12 protein-coding genes are annotated in these 14795 nt (G+C 65.4%); 10 read left to right on the top strand and 2 right to left on the bottom strand.

The window, feature by feature from the left end:
* Positions 1–125 precede the first annotated feature (125 nt).
* Together oscA and H681_RS23940 are read right to left on the bottom strand one after the other, a co-directional pair.
* Positions 126–308 (bottom strand): sulfur starvation response protein OscA, encoded by a 183-nt coding sequence (gene oscA, locus H681_RS23945; RefSeq protein WP_015479486.1) that lies wholly within the window; start codon positions 306–308, stop codon positions 126–128.
* 138 nt (positions 309–446) lie between these two features.
* Positions 447–2720, bottom strand: coding sequence for a putative bifunctional diguanylate cyclase/phosphodiesterase (locus H681_RS23940; protein ID WP_015479485.1), 2274 nt, complete (start codon positions 2718–2720; stop codon positions 447–449).
* A 168-nt stretch (positions 2721–2888) separates the two neighbouring features.
* Here H681_RS23940 and desA point away from each other — a divergent pair, with 168 nt between their 5' ends.
* From desA to rfaH, 10 genes are all read left to right on the top strand, one after another.
* Entirely contained in the window at positions 2889–4070 is a 1182-nt protein-coding gene (desA, locus tag H681_RS23935; protein WP_015479484.1) for a delta-9 fatty acid desaturase DesA, read from the top strand.
* A gap of 136 nt (positions 4071–4206) precedes the next feature.
* Positions 4207–5178: a GGDEF domain-containing protein gene (locus H681_RS23930; protein ID WP_015479483.1), complete on the top strand. Its 972-nt coding sequence runs from the start codon at positions 4207–4209 to the stop codon at positions 5176–5178.
* A gap of 577 nt (positions 5179–5755) precedes the next feature.
* Positions 5756–6211, top strand: a complete 456-nt coding sequence (locus tag H681_RS26510; protein ID WP_157883355.1) for a hypothetical protein — start codon at positions 5756–5758, stop codon at positions 6209–6211.
* A 12-nt stretch (positions 6212–6223) separates the two neighbouring features.
* A complete protein-coding gene (locus H681_RS23925; protein WP_041712258.1) occupies positions 6224–7636 on the top strand; it encodes a hypothetical protein in 1413 nt (470 codons plus the stop codon).
* Between the two features lie 53 nt (positions 7637–7689).
* Positions 7690–8784 carry a DegT/DnrJ/EryC1/StrS family aminotransferase gene (locus H681_RS23920; RefSeq protein WP_015479481.1) on the top strand — a complete coding sequence of 365 codons (1095 nt, stop codon included), beginning with the start codon at positions 7690–7692 and terminating at the stop codon, positions 8782–8784.
* 10 nt (positions 8785–8794) lie between these two features.
* Positions 8795–10315 carry a lipopolysaccharide biosynthesis protein gene (locus H681_RS23915; RefSeq protein WP_015479480.1) on the top strand — a complete coding sequence of 507 codons (1521 nt, stop codon included), beginning with the start codon at positions 8795–8797 and terminating at the stop codon, positions 10313–10315.
* Positions 10316–10317: 2 nt separating this feature from the next.
* Entirely contained in the window at positions 10318–11247 is a 930-nt protein-coding gene (locus H681_RS23910) for a glycosyltransferase family 2 protein (protein ID WP_015479479.1), read from the top strand.
* A gap of 31 nt (positions 11248–11278) precedes the next feature.
* Positions 11279–13492 carry a polysaccharide biosynthesis tyrosine autokinase gene (locus H681_RS23905; protein WP_015479478.1) on the top strand — a complete coding sequence of 738 codons (2214 nt, stop codon included), beginning with the start codon at positions 11279–11281 and terminating at the stop codon, positions 13490–13492.
* Between the two features lie 21 nt (positions 13493–13513).
* A complete protein-coding gene (locus H681_RS23900) occupies positions 13514–14275 on the top strand; it encodes a WbqC family protein (RefSeq protein ID WP_015479477.1) in 762 nt (253 codons plus the stop codon).
* Positions 14272–14778 (top strand): transcription/translation regulatory transformer protein RfaH, encoded by a 507-nt coding sequence (gene rfaH / locus H681_RS23895; RefSeq protein WP_015479476.1) that lies wholly within the window; start codon positions 14272–14274, stop codon positions 14776–14778. The genes H681_RS23900 and rfaH overlap by 4 nt, the downstream gene beginning before the upstream one ends.
* The last annotated feature ends 17 nt before the right edge of the window (positions 14779–14795 follow it).

Genomic DNA, 14795 nt, shown 5'->3' with positions numbered 1-14795 from the left:
GCAGGGTTTTCGGGGCGATGTCAGCCGCGCATTCGCGGCTGGCTGCTGCAGTACCGGTGGGGCAGGGCGATCATGGCGACGCTCCGGTGGTCCGGTCATGTCACGTGTCGAGAACGCTCGGGTACTCAGGCTGGCTTGCCGGTGCTCTGTTGCAGGCGGAATTTCTCCTTGCGCTCGATCTGCACGACCTGGCCGTTGTGCACGGTGATCTCGACGGCGCCAAAACGCAGGCCACGCAGGGCGCTCTGCACTTCTCGCAGGATGTTGGCGTCGTCCTGGCCATCCAGGCTACGGAGGGTTGCGCTCATGGGTATCTGCTCCTAGTGGGTTGACCGGCGGCCGTTTCACTGACGACGCGTGCGGTGTGAGCGCATCTTAGGCAGGAGCTGAATATTCTTAAAAATAATGTTTAAGAATTTTTATATATCCGAAAGTTTTACAAGCGCTCAGCCGGGGTTGCGTGGCAGCTTCGCCAGCAGGGCCTCGGCGGGCTGCGGCTTGCCGTACCAGTAGCCCTGGCCGAAATCGCAGGCATGGGTGAGGAGGAAGGCGGCCTGGTCCGGCCGTTCGATGCCTTCGGCGACTACCCGCAGGCCCATGCTCTGCCCCAGGGCGATCACCGCGCAGGCGATGGCGGCGTCCTCGGCTTCGTCGGGCAGCCCGGCGATGAAACCCTGGTCGATCTTCAACTTGTGTACCGGCATGCGCTTGAGGCGCATCAGCGAGGAATAGCCGGTGCCGAAGTCGTCGATGGCCAGGTGCACGCCGAGCAGGCGCAGCTGGCAGAGCAGTTCCAGGGCCTGGTCGAAGTTCTGCATCACCGCGCTCTCGGTGATCTCCAGCTCCAGGTGATGGGGCTCCAGGCCGCTCTGCTCCAGGGCCAGCGCCACCCGCTGCTCCAGCCCGCCACGGCCGAACAGGCGGCTGGAGACGTTCACCGCGATGTAGTCCAGGGCGATGCCCGTATCGAGCCAGGCGCGCATCTGCCGGCAGGCCTGGTCGAGCATCCAGGCGTCGAGCGCGGTGATCAACCCGCATTCCTCGGCCACCGGGATGAACTCGCTGGGCGACACCAGGCCGCGCTGCGGGTGTTGCCAGCGCACCAGCGACTCGACGCCGATCATGCGCCCGCTGAGCAGGTCGTGGACCGGCTGGAAATAGATGCGCAGTTCGTTGTGGTCCAGCGCGTGGCGCAGGGCCGCTTCCACCTGTACGTGGGAGCGCGCGCGGGCGGTCAGTTCCGGGGTGTAGAAGGCATACAGGCTGCGCCCGCTGGCCTTGGCCTGGAACAGCGCGGCGTCGGCGTGCTGCATCAGGTGATCGACGTTGCGCGCGTCCTCGGGGAACAGGCTCACGCCGAGGCTGACGGACATGTAGATGGTCTGCCCGTTGACCTCGAAGGGCGGATCCATCGCTTCCAGCAGGCGCTGGGCGAGGCTGCTGGCGTGCTGTTGCCGGGGGCTTTCGAGGATCACCGCGAATTCGTCGCCGCCCAGGCGCGCCAGGGTACAACGCTCGTCGAGGCAGGTTTGCAGGCGTTCGGCGACGGCCTTGATCAGCAGGTCGCCGGTGCTGTGCCCGAGGCTGTCGTTGATGTGCTTGAAATGGTCCAGGTCGATGCTCAGCAGGGCGCCGCCGCCCTGTTCGCGTTCGGCGCGGGCCAGCGCCTGCTCGATGCGTTCGCGCAGCAGCAGGCGGTTGGGCAGGCCGGTGAGCGGGTCATGGTGGGCGAGGAAGTCCAGCTCATGCTGCGAGCGCTTGAGGCTGCTGAGGTCGGAGAACACCGCCACGTAGTGGGTCAGTTCGCCCTGTTCGTTGCGCACCGCGCGGATGTGCTGCCATTGCGGGTACACCTCGCCACTCTTGCGACGGTTCCAGATCTCGCCGCTCCACACGTCGTCACGCAGCAGGGATTCCCACATGCGGCGATAGAAGGCGGCGCCCTGCCGTCCGGACTTGAGGATCGACGGCTGGGCGCCGAGCACGTCCTCTGCCTGGTAGCCGGTGATGCGCGAGAACGATGGATTGATGTGCACGATGATGCCGCGGCTGTCAGTGACCAGCAGGCCTTCCTGGGTTGCCTCGAACACCGCCGCGGCCTGGCGCAGGTGATCCTCGTTGCTGCGCTGGCGGGTGATGTCGCGGCTGATGCCGGTCATGCGCAGAGCTTCGCCGTCGGCGCCCCGCTCGACGCGGCCGCGTGAGTGGATCCAGCGATAGCCGCCATGGCTGTGGAGGATGCGGTAGACGCAGTCGAGCCGTTCGCTCAGACCGTCGATGTGCTCCTGGTAGGCGGCGAGGGTGGCGCTGCGGTCTTCGGGGTGGAGGCGGTTTTCCCAGAGCAGGAAATCGTCGCTCAGGCGTTCGCTGGGCAGGCCGATCAGGTTGGCGTAGCCCTGCGAGTAGTAGACGCGATGGGTGCGCAGGTCCCAGTCCCAGACGCCGTCCTCGACCACGTTCAGCGCGCGGTTCAGGCGTTCCTCGCGGTCGGACAGGGCGCTCAGGGTCGCCTGCTGGCGGCGGAACTGCTGGTGCAGCAGCAGGAACAGCAGCAGCGCGCTGACGCCCAGGAACACGAACTTCTTGGTGGTCATCCAACGCAGGGTCTGGGCCGGCTCGCTGAAGGCCATGTGTAACCAATGGTCACCCAGCAGCATCCAGAGGGCAGCGAGCACCAGGTACAGCAGGCTGATGCGAAGGGCGCTAAGACGAGGGTTCATGCAGTGGCAAGGCGAAGATATTGGCTGTGCAGTATAAAGGATGCCCGGTGACGGTCGTTCTTATCTAAAAGACCGGATGGTTTTCCACACCCGCTTGGTGATAATGCGAGCTGACCTTGTCTGACGAGGTCGGTCTTTCACACCCCCTTTCGAGGTTCATTATCGACCATGTGGTACAACGGTTTTCTTGATCTGTCGCCGTGGCAGTTGGTGGCGGTCACCCTGGTCCTGACCCATATCACCATCGTCAGCGTCACCGTCTATCTGCACCGCTATTCGGCGCACCGGGCACTCGAGCTGCACCCGGCGCTGCAGCATTTCTTCCGTTTCTGGCTGTGGATGACCACCGCCATGAACACCCGCGAGTGGACCGCCATCCACCGCAAGCACCACGCCAAGTGCGAAACCGCCGACGACCCGCATAGTCCGGTGTACAAGGGCCTGGGCACCGTCCTGCGCCGTGGCGCCGAGCTTTACCGCGAGGAAGCGAAGAACGAGGAGACCCTGCGCATCTACGGCAAGAACTGCCCGGATGACTGGCTGGAGCGCAACCTCTACTCGCGCTTCCCCATCGGCGGCATCGTGCTGATGGCGATCATCGACCTCGCCCTGTTCGGCGCCCTCGGCATGACCGTCTGGGCCGTGCAGATGATGTGGATCCCCGTCTGGGCCGCCGGCGTGATCAACGGCCTGGGCCACGCCATCGGCTACCGCAACTTCGAATGCCGCGACGCCGCCACCAACCTGGTGCCCTGGGGCATCCTGATCGGCGGCGAGGAGCTGCACAACAACCACCACACCTACCCGAACTCGGCGAAGCTGTCGGTGAAGACCTGGGAGTTCGACCTGGGCTGGGCCTGGATCAAGCTGTTCAGCTTCCTGCGCTTGGCCAGGGTGGCCCGCGTGGCACCGATTGCCCACCGCGTGGAAGGCAAGGGCAGCCTGGACATGGACACCGCGATGGCCATCCTCAACAACCGTTTCCAGATCATGGCCCAGTACCGCAAGCTGGTGATCGGCCCGCTGGTGAAGCAGGAACTGGCCAAGGCCGACGAGTCGGTGCGCCACCTGTTCCGCCGCGCCAAGCGCCTGCTGTCGCGTGAAACCAGCCTGCTGGAAGAGCGCCACCATGCGCGCATCCAGGACCTGCTGGCCCAGAGTGCGGCGCTGAAGGTGATCTACGAGAGGCGCCTGGCCCTGCAGCAGATCTGGGTGAAGACCAGCGCCAACGGCCACGACATGCTGGCGGCGATCAAGCAGTGGGTGCAGGAGGCGGAAGCCAGCGGCATCCAGTCGCTGAAGGAGTTCGCCGAGCAGCTCAAGACCTACTCGCTGCGCCCCGCCATGTAACGCGCGACATCGTCCTCGGGCGATGCGCAGCCAGTGACGAAAAGCCCGCCGTTCGGCGGGCTTTTCGTTTATTTTGCAACGCTCTGGCGTAGCGTGCGGTCATAGTCCCGGTCGATGAGCGGGAGGGCGCCCATACATGGATGAACAGAACAAGATGCCTGTGGATCAGGATGAAGCCTTGCTGGCGCTGCTGCACAGCCGCGCCGAGGTGCAGCGGCTCAAGGAGCGCGAGCAGCTCTTCAGCGCGCTGCTGGCCAGCGTCAATTCGGTACTCTGGGCCCTCGACTGGCAGGCCCAGCGCATGGTCTATGTCAGCCCCGCCTACGAACGCATCTTCGGGCGTTCCGCGGCCCTGCTGCTGGCCGATTACAACGAGTGGCGCAACTGCATCTATCCCGATGACCTGGACTACGCCCAGGACAGCCTGCGGGAAGTGCTCGAACGCGGCGCCATCGAGCATCGCGAGTACCGTATCCTGCGTGCCGACGGCGAGGTGCGCTGGCTGAGCGACAAGTGCTTCGTCAGCCAGCACAGCGAGGCCGGGCTGCCGCAGATGATCGTCGGTATCGCCGACGACATCACCGACAAGAAGCACATGGAGACCGAGCTGCACCGCCTGGCCACCACCGACGTGCTGACCCAGAGCAGCAACCGCCGCTACTTCTTCGACAGCGCCGAGCAGGCGTTCCGCGACTGCAAGGCGACGTCCACCTCGCTGGCATTCCTGCTGCTGGATGTCGACGACTTCAAGAAGATCAACGACGCCTACGGCCACCAGGTGGGCGACGTGGTATTGCAGCGCATCGCCCAGAGCGGCGCGGGCGCGTTGCGCCGGGGGGACCTGTTCGGCCGTATCGGCGGCGAGGAGTTCGCCGTGCTGCTGCCGGGGTGCGACGAGACGATGGCGCGGCAGATCGGCGAACGCCTGCAACGGGAAGTTCAGCGTCTGCGCTTCAACGAGGCCGAGCATTTCTTCAGCGTGACCATCAGCCAGGGACTGACTTTGCTGCAGCCGGACGATCAGAACCTGTCGGCTCTCTACAGCCGTGCCGATGCAGCGTTGTATCAGGCAAAACGCACCGGCAAGGACCGCATGGTTCAAGGATGAAACACTGCCGCCCGTACCAGGGTGGCAGGATTAATACTTTTCGACTAATACCATGTGTGCATCAGGGTGTGGATAAGTCGGACCGTTGGTATTGGGGTGTCATTAAATTGGCATCTTGTAAAACAACAGGTTACAAGCTCCATGTTGCCTCTTGTCGGATTATTGGCGGTTCCGTGTTTCATGGATTGACATGCCCAAGGCACCCCCCTATTACTAATCACATAGCAATATCGTGTGGTGTCTGGATGAGACACCAGGGGATTTGTCACACGAGCAGCGTGTCACGGAAGATTCGATCCACCCCCTGTCTTCCCGCCACCTCCTGTCCTCCGCACGAGCACTTCCGTCGCCTTGGCCGCAACGGAAGCGAGATATTTTTTGCTGTCGTTTTCCAGATTTTCGGAGTTGGCCGAAGGGCGGTAGCTTTGCCCGATGAAAAGTAACGGCCATATCCAGGGATAAGCAGTTGACCAATCGTTGATTGAATCGGGTCATTCGAACTCGGGCGGTAGCCTTGTCTTCGAATTTTGCCGAAAGGCCCGGCGCACAGCGACCTCCGTGAGCGGAGCCACTGTCGATGACCAAAGAGAAGAAGACGGCGGACGGAACTTCAGATTCCGTCGAAACCGCCGGTAATCCCCCCGCTATTGCGCAGCGGTACGCCTCCGGCGGAACCGCCAGGAAGACAGGCGTCAATATTTACGAGTTTCCCAATAGGTTCTATCGGGCCTGCGGAAGTGTCGCCAAAGGTATTTATCCCTCTCTGCGAAGTTCCACGGGTTTTGCACTTCCAGTTGAACTTCAAAAGCACCAATCGCGATTTCCCCTATCGCAGAAACTGCAACTTCGGTCTGTTTCCGAGGTTTTCTCTCCGGCACTCGCCCGCGCTGTGCCGTTCACGCACCCCGTCCCTGCCATGACCGAGCACCCGAAGCGGGTGACGGGATTCCGGCGCGAGCGCGCGCCCCTTACCGGCCGGTCGAGCCGGCATCACGACGAGAGCCGCGCGGCCCGCTGCGCCCGCGCTCGCTAGGGAGTCAGGCTGATGACTGATCAATCCTTTCGCTCCAACTATGCCTGTGTGGTCGGTGGTGCAGGCCCGGCAGGCATGGGCTTCCTGTTCAACGCTTACAAGACCGGCGCGCTGGCCAGCCTGGCGCGCTCCGGCCTGCTGGTGGTGGATGCTGCGCTGGCGGTTGGCCGTGGTCGGCTGGGGGACTACCACATCACCGCCAACTCGGTGGGTGACGTGTTCCTCGACTGCCTGCGCGATCCGGCGCTGCTGCCGATCTTTGCGCCGCTGGAACATTCCGCAGCATTCCGCGCCCTGCGCAACGACCCTCATGGCGCGCCGATGCTCACGCAAGTGGGCGAGCTGCTGGCCCACGCCTCGACGCTGTTCATGCGCTACGTCACCCGTCACCTGGGTGTCGAGGTCGCGCTGGGTACCCGTATCGAGAAGATCACCGCCCAGGACGACGGTACCTTCCAGTTGGCCTTGCGCAGCGGTTCCTGCTCCTGGCAGGCGGCGGCGGGCGGCCTGGTGCTCAACCTCGGTGGCCGGCAGAACCGCGAGTACCTGCATTGGAGCCTTGCCGAGCAGGACCTGCACCTGACGTCCGACGGCCCCATCGTCTATTCCTCCGATGCGCTGCTCAGCCTCAGCCCCGCCGAGCTGGTGGAGCTGTTCAGCGACCGCGTGACCCCGGGTAGCCACTTCACCGTGGTCGGTGGTTCGCACAGCGCCTTCTCGGTGCTCGACAACCTGGCCTGCGCCCTCGACTGCCTGGGGCTCGAGCAACTGACCCTGTTGCATCGCGCGCCGATCCGCCTGTTCTTCGAGAGCGCCGAGGAAGCCCGCGCCGCCGGCTACACGGTGGACGAGGGCATGGACGTGTGCCCGGTGTCCGGCCGGGTCAACCGCTCCGGCGGGTTGCGTTATCGCGCCCACCAGGTGGGCAGCGACGTGCTCGCCAATGGCCATGTCAGCGGCACCCGGGTGAAGGTCGAGCTGCTGCGCCTGGAAGACCGCTCGCCCGCCGTCCGCGAGCGCCTGGAGCAGTGCTGCAGCGAGCCGGGCGTGATGGTCCAGGCCATCGGTTACCAGCCCTGCCTGCCGGCGCTGCGCCGCGCCAACGGTGAACCGTTGCAGGTACGCGAGAGCAAGGGCGGACTGGACTCCGACGCCGCCGGCCGCCTGCACGACCTCAGTGGTCAGCCGATTCACGGGCTGTACAGCTTCGGCCTGGGTTCGGGACTGGCGGCCAACCCGATGCTCGGCAGCGAGCGTTCCTTCGACAGCCGCATCTACGGTGTCTGGCAGTTCCACCACGACGCCAGCGGCCGGGTCATCGAAGCCCTCCAGGAACACCTGGCCGGCCATGCGCCGCAAGCGACGCCGTCGTTGCCGGACACCCCGCTCGAGGGCGCGCCTTTCGTGCTCTCCGCGCTGGGCTAGGCGGTGCGCCGGCCGCTATCAGGGATCTTTTCATCCATTAGAGGGATGCGACTGTGATCAATGTGACCAAGACGTACCTGGGCGATCTGGAAAAGTTCAAAGGCTACGTGGAGCAGATCTACGCCACGGGCTGGCTCACCAACCACGGGCCCTTCGCCACCGCGCTGGAGGAACGTCTGCAGGAGTACCTGGGGGTACGCAATGTGATCCTCACCTGCAACGGCACCATCGCCTTGCAGGTGGCCTACCGGGCCCTGGGCGTCACCGGCAGCGCGGTGACCACCCCTTTCAGCTTCGTTGCCACCAGCAGCACGCTGCAGTGGGAGAGCATCCGCCCGCGCTTCGCCGACATCGACGCGCGGACCTGGAACCTCGACCCTGCGCGCATCGAAGCCAGCCTTGCGCCGGATACCACCGCCATCGTCGCCACCCACGTGTTCGGTAATCCCTGTGCGGTGGAGGAGATTCAGGCGGTGGCCCAGCGCAACCAGTTGAAAGTGATCTACGACGGCGCCCATGCCTTCGGCTCGCGCTACCGCGACCGCTCGGTGCTGGCCTGGGGTGACGCCACGACCCTGAGCTTCCATGCCACCAAGCTGTTCCACACCATCGAGGGCGGCGCCATCGTCACGGCCGACGATGAGCTGGCCCGGCAGGTCCGCCTGATGTGCAACTTCGGCATTGCCGGGGTGGACCAGATCGTCGGCCTGGGGATCAACGCCAAGCTCAACGAGATCTCCGCCGCGATGGGGCTGTGCCTGCTCGACGACATCGACAGCATCCTCTCCCAGCGCGAGGAGATCGCGGCCCGCTATACCGCGGCCCTCAGCGGTTACTACGACCTGCAGGCCGTCCAGGCCGGCGCTCGGCAGAACAACAGCTACTACCCGATCGGCCTGCGCAACGAGGAGCAGGTGCTGCGCGTACGCAGCGCGCTGAATGCCATCGGGGTCAACCCGCGGCGTTACTTCTATCCCTCGCTGGATACCCTCGACTACCTCGCGCCGCAGGCGCCGCAAGTGCTCTCGCGGGAACTGAGCCAGCGCATCCTCTGCCTGCCGTTGTACCCGGGGCTGCCGCAGGACGTGCAGCGCGAGGTGATCGAGGTGCTGCTGCTGGAAAGCGGCCGGGTCGCCGTGGCGGTATGAGGGGACGGTCATGTCGGGTAAACGCTCGCTGTCGATGATCAGGAATACCCTGCTGAATTATGCGGGGCAGGCCTACGCCATCGTCATCGGCATCCTGATCCAGCCGTTCTACCTCGGCCACCTGGGCGCCGAGGCCTACGGCCTGATCGGTTTCTTCGCGGTCCTGCAGACCTGGCTGCTGCTGCTGGACGTCGGCCTCTCGCCGGCGCTGGTACGGCAGGTGGCCCATGTCCGCGGCACCCAGGGCGAGACGTATGGCCAGGCGAACCTGCTGCGCTCCTTCGAGCTGATCCTGCTGCCGCTGACCCTGCTCAGTTCGCTGGCGGTGTACGCCGGCAGCTCCTGGATCGCCGGGCGCTGGCTGAACGTCCAGGCGCTGAGCCCCGAGCTGGTGGCGCAGTGCATCAGCCTGATGGGGCTGCTGGTCGCCCTGCGCCTGTACGGCACGCTGTACCGCAGTGCGCTGCAGGGGCTGGAACTGCACGGCTGGATCAACGGGATCAACGTCTTCATCACCACCCTGCGCTACTTCGGCGGCCTGCTGCTGGTGGTCAGGGTCAGCCAGGATCCGCTGGTGTTCTTCGAGTTCCAGGTGACGGTGTCGCTGCTCGAAACGCTGTTGCTCGGCGCCAAGGCTTACCGCTGGATGGAGGTGCGGCCGCTCACGCGCTTCTGCTGGGACACCTTGCGGCCGGTGATTCCCTTCGCCCTGGGCATGAGCTTCACCTCCGGCCTGTGGATCATCCTCACCCAGCTCGACAAGGTGTTGCTGTCGAGCCTGATGCCGTTGCGGGACTACGGTTACTTCTCTCTGGTGGCGCTGGTCAGCGGCGGCATCCTCAGTCTGGTCAATCCGTTGGCGCAGTCGCTGCTGCCGCGCATGACCATGCTGATCGCCGAGGGGCGCCACGACGACATGCAGCAGCTCTACCTGAAGGCGAACCGTTTCGTCTGTGTGCTGCTGTTCCCGATGGTCGCGGTGATCGCCGCTCATGGTCATGACCTGGTCCTGGCCTGGAGCGGCGATGCCGTGGCCGCCAACTGGTGCCAGCCGGTGCTGGTCTGGTACGTGCTCGGCGCCGGCCTGATGGCGGTGAGCAGTTTCCAGTTCTACCTGCAGTACGCCCACGGCCAGTTGCACCTGCATGTCTGGTACAGCGTGGTGTCCGCGCTGGTGAGCATCCCGCTGGTGGTCGCCAGTGCCTACCTGTACGGCGTGCTCGGCGTGGCGCTGTGCTGGTTCGGCCTGCGCCTGGCGTCGTTCCTGCTCTGGCCGCCGATCGTGCACCGTCGCTTCGGCGATGACCTGCACGGCCCCTGGCTGCGCGACACCCTGCAGATCGCCGCGCTGAGCGCCGCGGGGCTGCTGCTCAGCGAACCCGTCTACGTGCTGCTGGCCCGCTCCGGCGAACGCCTGTCGCTGCTGCTGGCGCTGGCCGCCTGCGGCCTGATCACCCTGACCCTGGTGGGCGTGGGCTCCGCTCCGGCGTTGCTGCGCCTGCTCAAACCGTCCCAAAAGCCGAGTGTCTAGACATGGATATCCGCTCCGAGCTGCAGATCCTCTCCAACTGGCCGGAAGCCCCTGAACCGCTGCTGAGCGTCGTGTGCCTGGCCTACAACCAGGTGAACTACATCGGCCGTACGCTGGATAGCTTCCTCGAGCAGGTCACCGACTTCCGCTTCGAGGTGCTGGTCAACGATGACGCCTCCACCGATGGCACCGCCGAGGTGATCGCCGACTACGCCGCGCGCTACCCGCACATCATCAAGCCGATCCTGCACAGGGAAAACCAGTACTCCAAGGGCCTGTCCCACGGCATCGCGACGTTCCGCAAGGCGCGCGGCCGCTACATCGCCTACTGCGAGGGCGACGATTTCTGGACCGATCCGCACAAGCTGCAGCTCCAGGTCGACTTCCTCGAGCGCAACCCGGACTACGTGATCACCTATCACGACGCCTACGTCTTCAACGAGGGTGGCGTGATCAAGCCGCGCCAGCTCACCGGTCGCTTCCGCCGTGACGCCAGCCGTCGGGAGCTGCAGCAGGCGCGGGCGATTTCCACCCTGACCGCCTGCTTCCGCAACGTCCTGGGCGAGATGCCCGAGGAGCTGCGCACTACCCGCATGGTGGACCTGTGCTGGTGGTCGCTGCTGGGCGCCTATGGCAAGGGCAAGTTCCTCGAACAGATCCGCCCCGCCGCCTACCGCCGGCACAAGGGCGGGATCTTCTCCATGCAGGCCGAGCGCGTGCAGCAGCAGATGACCCTGCACACCTACTACTGCCTGGCGCGCTACTACCAGCGCATCGGCGACCAGGCGCTCCACGAGTACTTCCTCGTCCAGGTCTGCCGCCTGTCGATGGCCGCGATTCCCGTGCCGCGCAAGATCGAGGCCTTCCTGCTGCTGGTCGGCAACCACGGCCTGAACCTGCTCAAGCGGCTGAACCCGATCCACGCGCGCTGAACCGCGTCACGTCACCGGAGGATGGATATCCATGAGCATCATGTCCCGCTCGTCCCTGGAGACTTTCCAGGACACCCGTATCGACGTGGCCGGCCTGCTGCGCCTGCTCTTCGACCACAAGCGAATGATCCTCGTCGTCACCGGACTGTTCGCGGTCCTGGGGCTGTTCTATGCGGTGGTCGCCACCCCGATCTACGTATCGGGGGCGATGATCCAGGTCGAGCAGAAGAAGAACGGCCTCAACGGCACCCCCGAGGTGATCAACCGTCCCGACTCGGTGTCCCTGGCGGCCACCGAGATCGAGCTGCTGAAGTCCCGCGCGGTGCTCGGCAAGGCGGTGGAGATCCTCAAGCTCTATATCGTCGCCAAGCCCAGGCATATGCCGTTGATAGGCGACTACCTGGCGCGGCGCTTCAAGCCGAGCGCCGCGCAGCCGCTGGCCGCGCCGCTGTTCGGCATGGGCAGCTATGGCTGGGGCGGCGAGCAGATCAAGGTGTTCCAGCTGGAGGTGCCCGAGGACTATCTCGGCGAGCCGCTGACCCTGGTCGCCGAGGGCGGCAACGCCTATATCCTGCTCAATGCCGACGGTGAACAGCTGTTGCGCGGCGAGCTGAACAAGACCGTGATCGAGAAGGGCTTCACCATCGAGGTGGACCAACTGGTGGCGAATCCGGGTACCGAGTTCGTCCTCACCCGCGAGCGCCTGCTCAGCTCCACCCTGGCCTACCAGAAGCTGCTCAAGGTGGTGGAGGCCGGCAAGGATTCCGGGATCATCTACATGACCCTGGAAGACCCCAATCCGCTGCAGGCCGATCTCATCCTCGACAAGATCAGCCACCTCTACGTGCTGCAGAACGTCGAGCGCAGTTCCGCCGAAGCCTCCCAGCGCCTGCAGTTCCTGCGCTCGCAGCTGCCGATGGTGCGCATGGAGCTGGAACGCGCCGAGAGCGCCTACAACGCCTACCAGACCAGCGCCAAGTCCGCCGACATCAGCGTCGAGACCCGTGGCGTGCTGGACCAGGTGGTGACGATCGACAACCAGCTCTCCGAGCTCAAGCTCAAGCGCGCCGAGTACGACCGTCTCTACACTCCCAGCCACCCGGCCTACCAGGCGCTGATGAAGCAGATGGGCAGCCTGGAGGCCCGCAAGCAGGGGCTCCAGGGCCGCATCCAGAACCTGCCGGCCACCCAGCAGGAACTGCTGCGCCTCTCCCGCGACATGCGGGTCACCCAGCAGACCTACACCACCTTGCTGAACAAGGCCCAGGAGCAGGACATCCTGCGCGCCGGCACCATCGGCAACGTACGGGTGATCGACACCGCCCAGGCCAACGTCGAACAGCCCGCCAAGCCGATGCGCAAGGTCATCGTGCTGCTCGCCACCCTGCTTGGCTTCTGCGTCGCGCTGGGCATCCTGTTCCTGCGCCAGGCTTTCTACCGGGGCGTGGAGAATCCCGAGGCGATCGAACAGCTCGGTCTCTCGGTGCTCGCGGCGGTGCCGTATTCCCGCCAGCAGGAGCGCCTGGAAAGGGAGCGCAAGGGCGATATCGCCGCCCATGCGCCCAAGCTGCTGGCCGCCGCCCATCCGGGCGACCTGGCCAACGAGGCGCTGCGCAGCCTGCGCACCAACCTGCATTTCGCCCTGCTCGAAGCGCGCAACAACGTGGTGATGCTCACCAGCCCTGCGCCCGGCGCCGGCAAGTCGTTCGTCTCCAGCAACCTGGCGGCGATCATCGCCCAGTCCGGCCAGCGCACCCTGCTGATCGACGCCGACATGCGCAAGGGCTACCTGCACCGCGTCTTCGGCCTGACCCCGCGGCACGGCCTGTCCGATGCCCTGAGCAGCCATCGTCCGCTGAGCGAGGTGATCCTGCCGACCGAAGTGCCGGACCTGGACTTCATCTCCTGCGGTTTCGCCGCGCCGAACCCGTCGGAACTGCTGATGCATGACAACTTCGCCCAGCTGCTGCGCGATGCCTCGGCGCTGTACGACCTGGTCATCATCGACACCCCGCCGGTGCTGGCGGTGACCGACGCGGCGCTGGTTGGCCGGCTGTGCGGCATCAGCCTGCTGGTGACCCGCTTCGGCCAGAGCCCGACCAGCGAGATCGACACCGCACGCCGCCGCCTGGGACAGAACGGCATCCACCTGCAGGGCGCGATCCTCAACGGGGTCAAGCGCAAGGCCTCGACGGCCGCCTACGACTACGGCGCCTACGCCTACCGCTACGACTCGCGAGATTGAGACGCGAACAAGGATGAACTCATGGCCCATATCGTCAGCCTGATGCAGCCGTACCTGTTCCCCTACCTGGGGTACTTCCAGCTGATCGCCGCCAGCAGCCTGTTCCTCCTGGGGGACAGCCTGCAGTACACGCGGCGTGGATGGATCAACCGCAACCGCCTGCTGGTCGGTGGCCAGCCCTGGTCCTTCAGCTTTCCGCTGGAGCAGGGCTCGCGCAGCCAGGCGATCAATGAGCGGTTGCTCAGCACGCAGATGCGCCCCACCAGCCAGCGTCTGCTGCACACCATCCGGCACGCCTACAGCCGGGCGCCGTGCTATCGCCAGGTGTTCCCGCTGGTGGAGGAAATCCTCGAGCACCCGGAGCGCAACCTGGCGCGCTTCGCCGAGCACTCGATCCGCCGCATCTGCCACTACATGGGCATCGACACACCGATCGAGCGGGTCTCCGAGCTGGACCTGGCTCCGGACATCGACCGCGACCGGCGCCTGATCGAGGCGGTGAGGCGCTCGGGCGGCGACGTCTACCTGAACCCGGAGGGCGGCCGTCACCTGTACTGCCCGGACCTCTTCCACACCCACGGCGTCGAGCTGCGCTTCCTGCGCATGGACGAGCTCAGCTACCGGCAGTTCGACGACAACTTCGTCCCCAGCCTGTCGATCATCGACGTGCTGATGTTCAACCCGCCGGATGAAATGCAGCACCTGCTGGGGCGCTACAGCGTGGACCGTCCCGCACCGTCCCCGGGCAGCGCCCGACCCGGCGTCGAGGAGTACGAATCATGAGCCAAGCCGACCCGCTGCATCGCTGGTACCTGATCCAGACCAAGCCGCACCAGGAGCTGCGCGCCGAGGAAAACCTGACGCGCCAGGGCTTCGCCTGCTACCGGCCGGTGGTCGGGCAGGGTGCGCGGCCGCAGCCGCTGTTCCCCGGTTACCTGTTCATCCACCTGGATCAGCAGCACGACAACTGGTTCCCGATCCGCTCGACCCGCGGCGTGGCGCGCATCGTCAGCTTCGGTCCGCAGCCGCTGCCGGTGGCCGACGAACTGGTGGAGGACATCCGCCAGCGCCTGCGGGCGATGCCCGAGCGGCCGGCCAGCCGCTTCCAGCAAGGCCAGGCGGTACGGCTGCACTGCGCCGGGGATTGCGAAGTGGAGGCGATCTTCCTCTGCGACGACGGCGCCGAACGGGCGCTGATCCTGCTCAACCTGTTGCAGCGCGAACAGCGCGTGCGCGTTCCACTGAGCCGGCTCTCGGCGGCCGACGGGGACAGATGGCGGGCCTGAGCGCCCGGTAATCGACG

This window comes from Pseudomonas sp. ATCC 13867 (assembly GCF_000349845.1).
Classification (GTDB): Bacteria; Pseudomonadota; Gammaproteobacteria; order Pseudomonadales; family Pseudomonadaceae; genus Pseudomonas.
Note: the sequence above shows the minus strand (reverse complement) of the source record. Positions and strands in the feature narration are given on the sequence as shown.

What these genes read in the sequence shown, in the direction of transcription:
- oscA (WP_015479486.1), bottom strand. Translation starts at nt 308, where the DNA reads ATGAGCGCAACCCTCCGTAGCCTGGATGGCCAGGACGACGCCAACATC.
- H681_RS23940 (WP_015479485.1), bottom strand. Translation starts at nt 2,720, where the DNA reads ATGAACCCTCGTCTTAGCGCCCTTCGCATCAGCCTGCTGTACCTGGTG.
- desA (WP_015479484.1), top strand. Translation starts at nt 2,889, where the DNA reads ATGTGGTACAACGGTTTTCTTGATCTGTCGCCGTGGCAGTTGGTGGCG.
- H681_RS23930 (WP_015479483.1), top strand. Translation starts at nt 4,207, where the DNA reads ATGGATGAACAGAACAAGATGCCTGTGGATCAGGATGAAGCCTTGCTG.
- H681_RS26510 (WP_157883355.1), top strand. Translation starts at nt 5,756, where the DNA reads ATGACCAAAGAGAAGAAGACGGCGGACGGAACTTCAGATTCCGTCGAA.
- H681_RS23925 (WP_041712258.1), top strand. Translation starts at nt 6,224, where the DNA reads ATGACTGATCAATCCTTTCGCTCCAACTATGCCTGTGTGGTCGGTGGT.
- H681_RS23915 (WP_015479480.1), top strand. Translation starts at nt 8,795, where the DNA reads ATGTCGGGTAAACGCTCGCTGTCGATGATCAGGAATACCCTGCTGAAT.
- H681_RS23910 (WP_015479479.1), top strand. Translation starts at nt 10,318, where the DNA reads ATGGATATCCGCTCCGAGCTGCAGATCCTCTCCAACTGGCCGGAAGCC.
- H681_RS23905 (WP_015479478.1), top strand. Translation starts at nt 11,279, where the DNA reads ATGAGCATCATGTCCCGCTCGTCCCTGGAGACTTTCCAGGACACCCGT.
- H681_RS23900 (WP_015479477.1), top strand. Translation starts at nt 13,514, where the DNA reads ATGGCCCATATCGTCAGCCTGATGCAGCCGTACCTGTTCCCCTACCTG.
- rfaH (WP_015479476.1), top strand. Translation starts at nt 14,272, where the DNA reads ATGAGCCAAGCCGACCCGCTGCATCGCTGGTACCTGATCCAGACCAAG.